Below are 14,212 nucleotides of genomic sequence, written 5' to 3' on the forward strand. Positions count from 1 at the left end.
CTATAACTCAGCCTTTCTAACTCAGGCTCTATAACTCAGGAGAACGCCCAATCCTGCGCAGGTTCTGATTGAGCGCCCACCAACTCCACCTCTACAGATGCGGCGGCGACGCTCTGCGGCGCGAAGATTACGGTGTCTTGCAGCTCCGTCAACGGCCAGCGTTCGTCCAGGGTTAACTCAAAGCGCTGGCCCAGATCGTTGGTCTCGTAGTTCTTGAGGTAAGTGCGGCCCAACTCTGCGTTGTAACTGAGTTTAAGCGTGTCGCCAGTACCATCTCCGAACCCGGTAAAGCCCAGTGCCGAGACATCGATGTGATCAAACCTCTTGTCGAAGTTTTCAATGACGTCGGAGAAGCTGTCCGTGGCTGTGCGGTAGCTATCGCGGATGGAGGTGTAGAGGAAGGTATCTGCGCCCTCTCCGCCGTCCAGGATGTCGCGACCGGCACCACTCTGGATAACGTCATCTCCCCCGCCGCCATTGATATGGTCGTTACCGCCCAGTCCCTGGATTATCTCGGCGATGGCCGAGCCGTTGATCACGTCAGCGCCTGCGGTGCCTTTGATGTTCACCGGTTCGAATACCAGGTTGTCGGTGTTCAACTGATCGAGGTAATTCCCCTCAAGCACCAGTTCGAAGCGTTGCCCTTGAGCGTTGGTTTCAAAGTTTTTCAGGTAGGTACGCGTACCCTCTGCGTTCACCTGAAGTGAAAGCGTGCCGTCCAGACCATTACCCAGGCCTGTAAAACCCATGCCAATCAGGTCGATACGATCTTGAGTCGCGTCGAAATCAACAATACGGTCACTGCCAGTAGTGGTGCCGGTACGGAAGCTGTCGCCCACCGCGTCGAACCTGAAAATGTCAGCGCCGGTGCCGCCGATCAGGACGTCCCGCCCGCCGTTACCCTGCAATACGTCATCGCCGCCCAGACCCTTTATGATTTCAGCCTGATCGTTGCCAATCAGGTTGTCCGCGCCGGTCCAGCCATCAATGTGGCGATTACCGTCCTGACTACCGAACGTAGTATCCAGAGATCCGTCAGCATTAAGGCGGGTAATAGCGTAACCAGCCTGGCCGACAACCACGATTTTTCCGTCTTCCTGCACCGTTACGCCGCGCGCAGAGTAGCCTTCATTAGCACCCAATGCCGGGTGTACAACACCGTTGTCGCCAAAGCTGGTATCAAAGCTGCCATCCGCGTTGAGGCGCACTACCGTAGCGGCGTCGTAAGTCGTGCTGGTACCTGCAACGATGATCTTGCCATCGGGCTGCACAGTGACAGCAGATTGCCCTTGTAGCCCAAACGACTGTTCGAACACCAGGGTGCCGTTGTCAGCAAAGCTGGTGTCCAGTTCGCCGTCAGCAGAGACCCTGGCGATGCTGTAGGAGTAGTCACTCATTGCCGAGTAGTTGCCGCCGAACAGAAAGCTGCCGTCGGGTTGTACTGTCGTCGAATTGTAAACCCCGATGAATTCACCTCCACCGGTGAAGGTGAACTTGCCGTTCTCACCAAACTCAGTGGCCAGGGAACCGTCAGCGTTGAGCTTGGCCACGGCAGGGTAGTCACCCTCCATGCCCGTGATGTAGAGGGTCCCGTCCGGGTTCACCGTAATATGTCCGCCGTTGTCGGCGGGCGGGATATCGACGTCAACAACCCCCGCGCCACCAAAGGAGGTATCCGGTACGCCGTCCTCATTGAAGCGCTGAACACGTACGCCCAACGGCCCGGCGACGGCTGACAGGATATGGCCGTCCGGCTGTACCGTCATATAGATACCCTGGTCCTGGTCTACGCTAGCCTGAACCATCACCACGCCGTCTTCTCCAAAGGTGGTGTCCAGCGTACCGTCCGTATTGAGGCGAATCACCGAATAGTTGTCGCGTGTTTCGTGCTCTTCATAAGAATCGCCCAAACGCCCCAGAACATAGGTACTGAAGCCGGCAACCAGTATCTTGCCATCCGCCTGCATGGCGACGCTGCTGGCCTTATCACCCAAGTTTGTGGGGTCTACATAAACCTGCCCAGGGGCTGTAATCACGGTATGCGTGCGTTGCTCTTCCATGTTGCCAATCCTTTAAACGTCATGGGATCCACGTCAAAGTGGAGTACGGGCGCTCGCCGAGATGTCGGACGACCGAGCAAAACTCTGACCTCGAATGATGCAACATGTGCCAGAAATCTGTTCAGCAATGGATTTGGGCGGTTTTTAGGTGATGTACGGGCGATGCATTTTCTGTAGGAGCTGCCAAAGGCTGCGAAGCCTTTCTCCTGACACGCCGCGATCGCAGCCTTCGGCAGCTCCTACAGGCCCTATGTTTGCCGCGAGGCTGGTAGGACCGGATTCATCCGGGAAGACGGCATTCCAGACAGCAATGATGTGGCGGATGTACCGATCTCTTCCCGAATAAATTCGGTCCTACAGACTGCATGAAGTTCACGTAGTACTGCTGAGCCCTGCTCATGGATTCATGTTGTAAAGCCCTGTTATCAGCGCAAGCCTGGTGCCATAGGCTCCAGCCATGGAAAAGTCCATCACACCTGTTTTCATTCAGTGCACCTGCGACGCAAGACGGCGGTCGATTGACAAGGAGTAAGCCCCATGAAGTTTGAGACGCCTGCGAGCACCAACCCCATCGATCAGATGAAAGTGATTGGTCACCCCAAGGATCGTGTTGAAGGCAGACTGAAAACAACTGGCACGGCGACCTATGCTTACGAACAGCAGGCCACTGCCAGCGCGCCCGCCTATGGCTATGTATTAGGTGCATCCATTGGCAAAGGCCGGATCTCCTCAATTGACTCGAGCGAAGCACGCCAGGCCAGCGGCGTTATTGCAATCGTCACCTATGAGAATGCCGGGCATTTGGACAGGGGTGAATTTTACGTTGATCGCGCACTCGCCGGTCCTGAGGTGGATCACTATCACCAGGCAGTAGCAATCGTCGTTGCGCACACGTTCGAACAAGCCCGGGCTGCCTCGGCATTGCTTCGCATCGATTACGTCAAAGAGGCTGGTGCCTATGACCTTGCAGCGCAGCTCGAGTCGGCCAGGACACCCCCACCGGGTGCGTTCGGCCCTCCTCCACAAACCGCTATCGGGGATTTCGAAGGCACGTTTAAGCAAGCAGCTTTCACCCTCGACGGTCACTACACCACCCCGGATCATGCCCACGCGATGATGGAACCCCATGCCACCATTGCTCAATGGCAAGGAGACAAACTGACGCTATGGACGTCCATTCAGCAAATGAACTGGGGCGTCAGAGATCTGGCCAAGACACTGGGAATCCCCAAAGACAACATTCACTTGATCTCGCCTTACATTGGCGGCGGTTTTGGCGGAAAAGGCACCATTTTGTGTGACGCCGTGTTGGCCTCTCTTGCGGCCAGAGAAGCCGGGCGGCCGGTAAAAGTAGCGCTTCCCCGCCCGCTGATGTTCAACAACCTGACCCATAGGCCAGCGACGATTCAAAGAATACGGCTGGGTGCCAATCCGGACGGCACACTCACCGCCATTGGCCATGAGAGTTGGTCCGGCAATCTGCGCGGTGGTCGTACTGAAGCCGCCACCGCATCAACCCGAACGTTGTACGCGGGCGCGAACCGCATGACCCGTTTGTACCTGGCCAAACTTGACCTGGCTGAAGGCAGCGCCATGCGAGCGCCCGGTGAGGCTCCAGGCATGATGGCGCTGGAAATTGCCATGGACGAAATGGCTGAGAAACTGGGCATCGATCCTGTGAAGTTTCGCGTCATCAACGACACTCAGGTAGATCCGGAGCAGCCAGATCGCCCATTTTCGCAGCGCCAGTTAGTCGAGTGCCTGAATACGGGAGCTGATCGTTTCGGCTGGGCTCGACGCAACCCCCTTCCAGCCAAGGAGCTGCATGACGGCTGGTGGACCGGCATCGGCATGGCATCTGCCATCCGTGGAGCGCCCACCACGAAATCCGCCGCTCGCGTCCGGCTGGATCGCGATGGCATCGTCACGGTAGAAACCGACATGACAGACATCGGAACTGGCTCCTACACAATCATTGCCCAGACTGCAGCGGAAATGATGGGTGTGGGCATGGACAAGGTAAACGTGCATTTAGGGGATTCACGCTTCCCGGAGTCCTCCGGGTCAGGCGGCCAATGGGGTGCAGCCTCATCCACGGCGGGCGTCTACGCTGCCTGTGTGAAACTCAGGGAAGCCATCGCGACGAAGTTGGGACTGGACCCAACCACAGCGGAATTTATCGATGGCCAGATTCGTGATGGTCTGAAAAGCATGCCATTGGCACAAGCGGCAATGGACGGCGACGTAATGGCCGAGGACGTCATGGAGTTCGGCAACCTGGCAAAACAGTATGCCCAGCAAACCTTTGGCGCTCATTTTGTCGAGGTCGGCGTCCATGCCGCCACAGGAGAAATTCGCATTCGCCGCCAGTTGGCGGTCTGTGCAGCAGGACGGATACTCAACCCCAAAACAGCCCGCAGCCAGATCATTGGCGGGATGACCATGGGCGCTGGTGCAGCGCTTATGGAAGAAATGATTGTGGATCATCGCCTGGGATTTTTTGTTAATCACGATCTTGCCAGCTACGAGGTACCGGTGCATGCCGACATCCCTCATCAAGAGGTTATTTTTCTGGATGAAGTAGACCCTTACGCAACACCTCTCAAGGCCAAGGGTGTCGGCGAGCTTGGTATTTCCGGAGCCGCTGCGGCGATTGCCAACGCTGTCTACAACGCGACCGGCATAAGGGTTCGCGATTACCCCATCACGCTCGATAAGCTCATTGATCATTTGCCCGCTCTGGGCTGACCTTACCCTTCAACTCACTTGGCTACGGAGTCATCGATGCAGCTCAGCCGGACGAATTTGGCCGATATTGTTTATTTCCTCGCCATCGCTCGGCATCAGAGCTTCAGAAAGGCGGGCCTGGAGGTGGGCATCAGTGCGTCAGCGCTGAGCCATGCCATGAAAGGCCTTGAAGCGCGGCTTGGTGTTCGGCTGCTTAATCGCACAACCCGAAGCGTGACGCTCACGGCTGCCGGTGAGGAGTTGCAGGGCCTCATCAGCTCTCCGATAGAGGATATCGGGCAAGCGCTTGAGTCTCTGAACCGCTTACGTGATGAGCCCGCCGGGCGTATTCGTCTGAACGTCTTGAGTGACGGAGCCAAATTGCTGTTGGGGCCTGTGCTGCCGGTATTCGTCGATCGCTATCCGAACATCGAGGTCGACCTGACCGTGACCAACCGGATGGTCGATATCATCGGCGACGGCCACGATGCAGGCATTCGTTTTGGCGGTACGGTCCCCGAAGACATGATCGCTCAACGCCTGTCTCCCGATGTAGCATGGGCCGTTGTTGGAGCGCCTGATTACCTTGAGCGATTCGGTACCCCGAAACATCCGGAAGATCTATACCAACACCGTTGTCTACGCGTACGCCTGGGTAACGCACGCATCTATCACTGGCAATTCTCGAAAGAGGATCAACAGATGGAGATTGACGCGCCCGGCACCATAACGATTGATGAAACCCGCGTCGGTGTAGCAATGGCGATGCGTGGCGCCGGCTTGATGTACGTTCCCGCGACGGTCGTTGAACGACAGATTGCGGAAGGCTCGCTGCAGCGAGTTCTGGAGGACTGGACTCATTACGATCCGGGTTTTCACATTTACTACTCAAGCTTCAGGCTGGTTCCTGTAGGCCTTCGCCTGCTCATTGACCTCATCCGCGAACTCGAACCGATGGGTCCCCTTCCATAGCGTTGGCATGCCCCATCCGAATGGTGACAAAAACTGTCCACATCCCGCTATAGATTCAACTCCGAAGCCAGCTCAACTATAGGACCAGGTTCGGAGACGTATCATGAAACGCATTCAATATCACACGTACGGCGGGCCGGAAGTTTGGCTAAGTCGTTACACGCTGGCAGGCGCTCGACACTTAATTACGTCTTGGCAATACCCCATTATGCATATAGCCATAAAAGCGCTCGACTCGAGAAAGTGTGCAGTAACAGTGCATATTCCCAACCTGCATAATTGCCGTTGTTAGCAACCAGCACCCACCGCAAACAAAAAGCTTTCCTCGCAACAGGCAAACGCGTCGTTCTGGGCAATAACGGCGATCCACGCCACTGACCAAGACGGAAATGGCAAGCAAATTGCTATTCCTTACAGGAAACTAATTTACTCAAAGGGAATGAATAATTTCACCCTGAGGCGTAAATCCAAGCGCTGACGCACTCTGCCCCGCAGGGTCGTGCCAGCGAAATTCCTGACCTCTGGAGATACTCAGCCATGATACGCCTTACTCGCACAGGCCGCGCCATCTGCGGCCTCCCTCTTGTTGTGGCTTGCTCTTCAGGGTATGCCGATGAAGCTACGCCAGTGATCAACACGGGTGACACAGCGTTTGTGGCGCTGTGTTCGCTGGTCGTGTTGTTGATGACGTTGCCCGGCCTTGCGCTGTTCTACGGTGGTATGGCCAGAACCAAGAATGTGCTGTCGGTGATGATGCAGGTGTTCTGCACGGCGGCCTTGATGTCGGTCATTTTTGCGGTGTATGGCTACAGTCTGGTGTTTGGCGACGGCGGCTCGCTGAATGCAATCATTGGCAACTTCGACAAGTTGTTTTTGCAGGGCGTAACCATTCATACAGTGGTGGGGACCATTCCTGAGTATTTGTACTTTCTGTTCATGTTGCTGTTTGCCGCCATTACCCCGGCAATTATTGTCGGTGCATTTGCCGAGCGCATGAAGTTTGCAGCGGTGATGGTGTTCATGGCGGTGTGGATCACCGTTAATTACATTCCCATGGCGCACATGGCATGGGGTGGTGGCTGGGTGTTCAGTCTGGGCGTGCAGGATTTTGCCGGCGGTAACGTCGTGCATCTCAACGTCGGTATTGCCTCGCTGGTCGGTGCCTGGCTGATCGGTCGGCGACGCGGTTTCGGCACCTCAGCGCTGGCACCGCACAACATGACGATGACCATGACCGGCGGTTCGCTGTTGTGGGTTGGCTGGCTGGGTTTCTGCGGTGGCTGTGTGCTGGCGGTCAATGGTTTCGCCATGCTGGTGATGGTCAATACCATGCTGGCCAGCTGTGCCGGTGCGCTGGGCTGGATGCTTGTGGAATGGAAACACCGTGGCCGACCAAGCCTGTTCGGTGCGGTATCAGGCTCTATCGCGGGTCTGGTGGCAATTACCCCGGCATGCGGTTTCGTCGGGCCCATGGGCGCCATCGTCCTTGGCTTCATCGCAGGCCCTCTGTGTGTCTGGTCGGTGGAAAAACTCAAACCTATGCTGGGCCTGGACGACGCTTTCGACGTATTTGGCGTACACGGTGTCGCGGGCATTCTGGGTGGGCTTTTGACCCCGGTCTTCGCCATGACAGCGTTGGGTGGTCAAGGATTTGCTGAAGGCCGTGATCTCATCAGTCAGTTGATGGTCAATGGCGGCGCGTTGCTGTTCAGCATCGTGTTCTCGGCGGTGAGCAGCCTGGTGGCGTTCAAGATCGCCGCGATGCTGTGCGGTGGCTTGCGCGTCGATGAGGATGCTGAAGTGGATGGTCTGGATCTGGCCGCCCACGGCGAGGTCGGGTACAAATACTCGAACTGAGTTTCAGGATTATTCGGGGTTGATCGTCGGGCTGAAGGTGTTCAGCCCGACTGCTGATTTGCGCCAACCAAATCCACCGCAATCTTGTAGGACTGGCTTTAGCCGGGAGGACGTCGGGGCATTCACTAAACCCTGTTCAGCAGAAATACCGCCCTCCCGGCTAAAGCCGATCCTACGCAGTTGCTGGCAAACATAGAATCTCCCACGAGATTTGCGCCAACCTCAGATCCACCGCGATCCTGTGGGACCGGATTCATCCGGGAAGGCGGTAGTTCAGTCGATACAAAGGGTGCGGGTATACCGGCCCTTTCAAATGAATTCGCTTCCACCGAATCACCGCCAACCTCTAACCGTCGCAAAGCCTGTGGGACCGGAAACCGCACACAGGATCTACCCAATCTTGTAGGACTGGCTTTAGCCGGGAGGACGTCGGGACATTCACTAAACCCTGTTCAGCAGAAATACCGCCCTCCCGGCTAAAGCCGGTCCTACGCAGTTGCTGGCAAACATAGAATCTCCCACGAGATTTGCGCCAACCTCAGATCCACCGCGATCCTTTGGGACCGGATTCATCCGGGAAGACGGCATTTCTGACGATGAAGAAGCTATGGCTCTGAGGGGGATTCAGCTGCACGCCCCCTCCTTTCCAATTAAAAGAAAAAAGCGCCAGTGCAAGATACATCCTGCACTGGCGCCTTTAACCGATGGAAAGATTTCAGCTACGAACCCTGAGTTTGTCTGGATCGTATGCCACGGTACTGGCAGCCACCTGCGCGCGAATACGCTTTTGCTGGCCATCGAGCTTGCCGACTTCCACGGTGGTCCCCGGTTCGCAATACCCAACGTCCAGTCGGCATAGCGCGATGTTGCGCCCCAGCACCGCAGAGCGCGTCGCGCTGGTGATCACCCCGACCTGAGCGCGTCCCACCCGCACGCAATCGCCATGTGCCGCCACTTCATTGCCTTCCAGCACCAATCCCACCAGCTTGTGCCGGGGCTGTGCATTACGCCGCAACAGCGCTTCACGGCCAATAAAATCGGCGGTTTTGCTTTTGAGTGGCACGCAGAACCCAATCCCTGCTTCAAACGGATCGGTCTGGTCGTCGAATTCGTAACCAGCAAATACCAGCCCGGCCTCGATTCGCAGCATGTCCAGGGCTTCAAGCCCCAGTGGCACCAACCCCAGGGGTTTGCCAAGCGCCCAGAGCCGTTCCCAGACTTGCATCGCGTGATCGGGGTGGCACCAGATTTCAAAACCCAGTTCGCCGGTGTAACCGGTGCGTGAAACCATCAGCGCCGGGCCGTTATGGTCATCAAGGCGTCCAGTCAGAAAACGGAACCAGCCAAGTTCTTCCAGGGCAGGCTGGGTGCCTGGCGTCCAGATCATCTGCTTGAGCAGTTCGCGGCTCAGCGGGCCTTGTACTGCGATGTTACTGATCTGTTCGGAAGCGCTCTTGATCCACACTTTCATGCCGAGTTTTTCGGCCTGCTCCCGCAGCCATACACCAGCATGGTCTTCGCCGCCGATCCAGCGAAACGCATCCTGGCCCAGGCGCAGTAAAGTGCCGTCATCGAGCATGCCGCCATGCTCGTAACACATCGCTGAATAGACCACCTGGCCGATGGCAAGTTTGCGCACGTCACGGGTCAGGCAATAGTCGAGCAACGCTTCGGCATCCGGGCCAAGCACTTCGAATTTGCGCAGCGCCGAAAGGTCCATCACGGCTACCCGTTCACGGCAGCCGTGGTATTCCTCAAGGGCGCCGTAGCCATCAAAGCGGCTTGGGGTCCAGAAGCCACGATAGTCGGTGAACTGTCGGGTCAGGCTTGAAGTGCCCGCATGAAAACCGCTTTCGCGGGTCAGCACCGGGTCGGCGTCAGCTGTCTGTCGTGTGGTCATGGCGATACTGAAACGCTCCTTTTCGGAATACACGCGAACGTGGATATCGGTGGGCTGCCAGCCATTGGCCGGGTCGATGTCATCCGGGCAACTGCTGCTGGCGCAGAGCAGATCGGTCATGGCCTTGAGTAACACGTAATCACCGGGACGAGACCATGGCTCATCGAGGGTCAGGTGCTGATGGGCATCGATGCCGGTATTGAAGAAGAAGTTGATCGCAGGCCACCCCGCCCGCCCCTGTACACCATGCGCGGCCAGCACGCGGCTGATGTTATCGCTGCAGTTTTCGTGGCCAAAGTAGCCCTGGGATTCGTAATAGCGTGCGGTGCAGGCCAAGGCAAAGGTGTCATGGCGGCCAACCGTGTCACGGACCACTTCCAGCATTGGCTGCAGGTTGCGGTCGAAGAAACGGCTGAACAGGCCTGGTCCCGGATAGGCGCTGCCGTTCAGGGTGCGGGTGACCGTGGGGTCCAGGTCAATTTCTCGGCCGACATCCAGCCCGCGCCGATCGAAGGCAACAAAGTCAGAGCACTGGCGTCCGGCGACGTCAATTACCTGAATGAACTGACCCGCGCCCACTCGATAGTCCCGCGCGCTACCGGGCGTAATGGTGAACTCGTCAATGACCTCACCCAAAGGCGCTGGCAGCGGTGGCACCCACAATGCTGTCGGATTGGCCCGTTCAATGATCAGACGCAACTCGCTGGCCCTGCCCTGTTCATCCACCGATGTGCGCCCACCGGGTGCGGCGACCACCACCAACAGATCGGCACTGGCGGTCATTGCGCGGCTGAAGCCTGCCGGTGTGGCGCTCGGCCAGAGGCTGCACGCATCAGCGAGATGACGGCAATCCACCCCGCGCTGCGTCAGCCCCGCCACAACATGCTGCACCTCACGACTGGCCTGGCCAAGGCTCTGGCCGATAAAGCGTGCCCCGGGGGTACGTTGCAAACCCAACGCCGAGAGCGCTTCGCGGCCATCGGCGAGAAAGGCCAGCAATTCAACGGCCTGGTCACCTTCCAGATCAATGACCTGCAAGCGATCCCCGGCCTGCAAGGCAATCACCGTCAACCCACCCGGCGCAACCCGGTGGCGTTCATAGCCGGGGGTGCGGGCAAACAAGGCCGGCTCCAGAGGCCGGCTTGTGACAGGAAGATTCATGGCAACCTCAACCTGCAGATTTGAGGCGATCAAAACCATCGCTGGCCAGATAGGTCTCTAACGAATCGTCCAGCGCGTCGAGCCACGGGGTGTGGTGAACGGTGGCCAGCGTACCGGTGATCAGCGAGCGATAGCAGTTGTTGCGATAGCCCATGATGTCTTCGTACTTGTCTTTCTTCCATTTCAGGAACGTCTGATTCACCTGCGAAATATCGAAACTGGGGTAGTCAGTGGCTCCAATCAATTGGCGGATGTATTCGCCCTGAAATTCGAACATCTGTTGCGCGGTTTCAAGGGTTTCTTCCTCACGGCGCCAAGCCAGGTTTTCCGCCTCCATGTGGGCTTTATCCGGTAAATCGATGCAGCCCAGAATGACGTCGCGGGCGTACCAGGCCTGGGCGTCGAACATATTGAAGCTGTACCACTGGTCCTGCATGCCCAGGTAGATCAGCCGCGGGTTGGCTTCCCAGAAAATGCCTTTGTACAGGTTCAGCGGCCACAGGCGGTTGCCCGTTTTGAGGCGCAGCTCTTCGGGCAGAAAAGCAAAATGATGTTTGTAGCCGGTGCACAGAATCACCGCATCGACTGCTTTACTCGTGCCGTCGACAAAGAACGCCCGATTGCCCTGCACATGAGTCAGCAGTGGCTTCTCTTCCCAATTCTCCGGCCAGTGATAGCCCATAGGAGCGCTGCGATAGCTGCTGGTGATGGTCCGCGCGCCGTACTTGTAGCACTGCGAGCCAATGTCTTCGGCCGAATAACTGCTACCGACGATCAAGACGTCCTTGTCTTTGAATTCCAGTGCATCGCGGAAGTCATGCGCATGCAGCACGCGCCCGGCGAAGCTTTCGAAACCCGGAAAATGCGGCACATTGGGCGTGGAAAAATGCCCACTCGCGACCACCACATAATCGAAGACTTCGCTGCTGGTCAGGTCGCTGCCGTGATCATGAACGGTGACCGTGAACTGCTCCTGTACCTCGTCAAAACTCACGCTGCGCACCACCGTGTTGAAACGGATGTAGTCACGCACACCGGCTTTTTCGACCCGGCCCTTGATGTAATCCCAGAGCACCTCGCGCGGCGGATAAGAGCCGATGGGTCGGCCAAAATGCTCGTCGAAACTGTAGTCGGCAAACTCCAGGCACTCTTTTGGGCCGTTCGACCACAGATAGCGATACATGCTGCCGTGAACCGGCTCACCATGCTCATCCAGCCCGGTGCGCCAGGTGTAATTCCACATGCCGCCCCAGTCAGCCTGTTTCTCGTAGCAGACCAGTTCGGGGGCCTGTTCCGACGTGCATGCACCCGACTCCACGGCCGACTGAAAGGCCCGCAACTGAGCCAGTCCGCAGGGGCCCGCACCAATAATCGCGACTCGTTTTTTCATGTTCGATTCTCCGCAATGAGAAAAGCTCGATGCCTCACAGGCAGTACAAGCGGCTGGCAACCAAGGCGTTGCGTATCAGGCAGGTGACGAACATCGGGGGCTCATCGGAAGATCACCGTCTTGTCGTGGTTGATGAACACGCGATGTTCCAGGTGGTATTTCAGGGCCCGCGACAGCGCCACGGTCTCGGTATCCCGGCCGATGGCGACGAGATCGTCCGGGCTATGGTCATGCTCGACCCGTTGCACCTGCTGCTCGATGATCGGCCCCTCGTCGAGGTCGCCGGTGACGTAATGCGCCGTTGCGCCGATCAGTTTGACGCCCCGTGCATAGGCCTGGTGATAGGGCCTGGCGCCCTTGAAGCCGGGTAAAAACGAGTGGTGAATATTGATCGCCCGCCCCGCGAGCTTGTGACACAAATCATCGGACAGAATCTGCATATAGCGCGCAAGCACCACCAGGTCGGTCCCGGTCTGCTCGATGATGCTCATCAACTCGGCTTCCTGCTGCGCCTTGGTGTCAGGCGTGACGGGCAGATACACGAAGCGGATGCCCTCGCGCTCAGCCATCGGCCGCAGGTCCAGGTGGTTTGAAACTATGGCGGTGATGTGCATGCTCAGCTCGCCCTTGTGGTGGCGATACAGCAGGTCTGTCAGGCAATGGTCGAACTTGCTGACCATCAGCAGCACCCGCAGCGGTTTATCACCCGCGTGCAGCGCCCATTGCATGTCGAAGGGCATGGCAACATCGTCGAAGCCCTGGCGCAACGACTCAATATCGCCAGTGGTGCCCGCATTGAAGCGAAACACCGCCCGCATGAAAAAGCGCCCGGTGTGCTCGTCGTCGAACTGCGCCAGTTCGCTCAGGTAACAGTCGCGCTCGGCCAGGTATGTGGTCACGGCGCTGACAATGCCCGAGGTCGCCGGGCACTGGACGTTGAGTATGTAGTGGGAGGTGGGCATGGCATGTTCTCTTGTCATGAAAAAATCGCGTACTCAGCCCTTGGCCGTGCGTTTTTTCTTCTCGGGGTCATCGAACGGCAGGCTGTGACTGATTGCCTTGACGCTCAGGCTGCCCCGCACTTCCAGGGCTACGCCCTGCTCGGCAATGTGCGGCTGGACCCGGGCGATGGCCATGGATTTGCCGGCCAGGCGCGAGTACATGCCGCAGGTGATCAAGCCCACCTCACGGCCCTCGAACCACAGGGTGTCGCCCGCCTGAGCCGCCACCTGACCGTCGAGCAGCACACCGAATATCTTGAAGCGCTCAGAGCCCTGGCGTCGGTAATGCTCCTCAGCACCCCGAAACCCCTGTTTGCCGGGCGACACGGTGAAATCCAGGCCCAGTTCCCAGAGGCTGTCGCCGGCCTTCTGATCGGCGAAGGGATACATCTGCGAGTTGTCGTAGGGGAAAAACAGCAGTGAGCTTTCGACACGCAGCCAGTCCAGTGCGGTAAAAGCGCACGGGATAATGCCCAGGTCGCGGCCCTGCTCAAGAATGCCGTCCCAGATCAGCGGGGCATCGGCAGCCTTGCAGAAAATTTCGTAACCGCGCTCCCCTGTGTAGCCAGTGCGCGAGATCATCACCGGGCGGTCGAACAAGCGGGTTTGCAGATGGTGGAAATACGCCAGATCACGAATACCCGGTACGTGACTGGCGAGGAAATCCACGGCCTTCGGTCCTTGCAGTGAAAGATCGTGCAGGTCGTCATCGAACAACACCGCGACCTGACGGCCCAGTGCCGAACGCACCAGCAACTCATGGCCGCTGCCCGCTCCATGCACAACCATGAATGCATTGGGGCCGGTGCGGTACACAATGCAGTCGTCGGCAAAATTTCCGTCTTCATCGAGCATGCAGGCGTATACCGATTTGCCCGGATACAGCTTGGCGATGTCGCGAGTAGTGGCCTGCTGAAGCAGGTTTTCGGCGTGCGGCCCGACGTAATGCACCTTCTTCAGGCCCGACACGTCCATCAAACCGGCGCGAGTGCGAATGGCCTCATGGTGGTCAGCCAGGTCGCTGGCGTAGGTCCAGGCGGTGGGCATGCCGTTCCAGTCTTCCAGCTGTGAGCCAAGGGCCAGATGCCGTTCGCGAAGCGCAGGGGTGCGCCATGAATGAGTCATGGAGTATTCCTCTTGGATT

Annotated in this window: 8 protein-coding genes; 3 read left to right on the top strand and 5 right to left on the bottom strand. The window is 57.8% G+C overall.

Annotated features, from left to right (window positions below; genetic code table 11):
- Positions 1–35: 35 nt before the first annotated feature.
- Positions 36–2,060 carry a M10 family metallopeptidase C-terminal domain-containing protein gene (locus tag AO242_RS30005; protein WP_099271384.1) on the bottom strand — a complete coding sequence of 675 codons (2,025 nt, stop codon included), beginning with the start codon at positions 2,058–2,060 and terminating at the stop codon, positions 36–38.
- A 537-nt stretch (positions 2,061–2,597) separates the two neighbouring features.
- On the opposite strand from AO242_RS30005, the gene paoC reads away from it, so the two are divergent.
- The 3 genes from paoC (at position 2,598) to AO242_RS28990 (ending at position 7,616) form a co-directional block, all read left to right on the top strand.
- Positions 2,598–4,808 carry an aldehyde oxidoreductase molybdenum-binding subunit PaoC gene (paoC, locus tag AO242_RS28980; RefSeq protein ID WP_099271385.1) on the top strand — a complete coding sequence of 737 codons (2,211 nt, stop codon included), beginning with the start codon at positions 2,598–2,600 and terminating at the stop codon, positions 4,806–4,808.
- A gap of 36 nt (positions 4,809–4,844) precedes the next feature.
- Entirely contained in the window at positions 4,845–5,759 is a 915-nt protein-coding gene (locus tag AO242_RS28985; protein ID WP_099271386.1) for a LysR family transcriptional regulator, read from the top strand.
- A 537-nt stretch (positions 5,760–6,296) separates the two neighbouring features.
- Entirely contained in the window at positions 6,297–7,616 is a 1,320-nt protein-coding gene (locus AO242_RS28990) for an ammonium transporter (protein WP_099271387.1), read from the top strand.
- A 715-nt stretch (positions 7,617–8,331) separates the two neighbouring features.
- Here AO242_RS28990 and AO242_RS28995 read toward each other — a convergent pair.
- The 4 genes from AO242_RS28995 to AO242_RS29010 form a co-directional block, all read right to left on the bottom strand.
- Positions 8,332–10,677 carry a DUF1989 domain-containing protein gene (locus AO242_RS28995; RefSeq protein WP_099271442.1) on the bottom strand — a complete coding sequence of 782 codons (2,346 nt, stop codon included), beginning with the start codon at positions 10,675–10,677 and terminating at the stop codon, positions 8,332–8,334.
- Positions 10,678–10,684: 7 nt separating this feature from the next.
- Positions 10,685–12,067: a flavin-containing monooxygenase gene (locus tag AO242_RS29000; protein WP_099271388.1), complete on the bottom strand. Its 1,383-nt coding sequence runs from the start codon at positions 12,065–12,067 to the stop codon at positions 10,685–10,687.
- 101 nt (positions 12,068–12,168) lie between these two features.
- A complete protein-coding gene (gene purU / locus AO242_RS29005) occupies positions 12,169–13,029 on the bottom strand; it encodes a formyltetrahydrofolate deformylase (RefSeq protein ID WP_099271389.1) in 861 nt (286 codons plus the stop codon).
- Between the two features lie 33 nt (positions 13,030–13,062).
- The gene (locus AO242_RS29010) at positions 13,063–14,193 is read right to left on the bottom strand and encodes an aminomethyltransferase family protein (RefSeq protein WP_099271390.1); all 1,131 of its coding nucleotides are present in this window, start codon (positions 14,191–14,193) and stop codon (positions 13,063–13,065) included.
- Positions 14,194–14,212 lie beyond the last annotated feature (19 nt).

This window comes from Pseudomonas sp. ICMP 561, assembly GCF_002699985.1.
In the GTDB taxonomy this organism is placed as follows: domain Bacteria; phylum Pseudomonadota; class Gammaproteobacteria; order Pseudomonadales; family Pseudomonadaceae; genus Aquipseudomonas; species Aquipseudomonas quasicaspiana.

Excerpts from the sequence above, each read along its gene's own strand:
- AO242_RS30005 (WP_099271384.1), bottom strand. The coding sequence starts at position 2,060 with ATGGAAGAGCAACGCACGCATACCGTGATTACAGCCCCTGGGCAGGTT.
- paoC (WP_099271385.1), top strand. The coding sequence starts at position 2,598 with ATGAAGTTTGAGACGCCTGCGAGCACCAACCCCATCGATCAGATGAAA.
- AO242_RS28985 (WP_099271386.1), top strand. The coding sequence starts at position 4,845 with ATGCAGCTCAGCCGGACGAATTTGGCCGATATTGTTTATTTCCTCGCC.
- AO242_RS28990 (WP_099271387.1), top strand. The coding sequence starts at position 6,297 with ATGATACGCCTTACTCGCACAGGCCGCGCCATCTGCGGCCTCCCTCTT.
- AO242_RS28995 (WP_099271442.1), bottom strand. The coding sequence starts at position 10,677 with ATGAATCTTCCTGTCACAAGCCGGCCTCTGGAGCCGGCCTTGTTTGCC.
- AO242_RS29000 (WP_099271388.1), bottom strand. The coding sequence starts at position 12,067 with ATGAAAAAACGAGTCGCGATTATTGGTGCGGGCCCCTGCGGACTGGCT.
- purU (WP_099271389.1), bottom strand. The coding sequence starts at position 13,029 with ATGCCCACCTCCCACTACATACTCAACGTCCAGTGCCCGGCGACCTCG.
- AO242_RS29010 (WP_099271390.1), bottom strand. The coding sequence starts at position 14,193 with ATGACTCATTCATGGCGCACCCCTGCGCTTCGCGAACGGCATCTGGCC.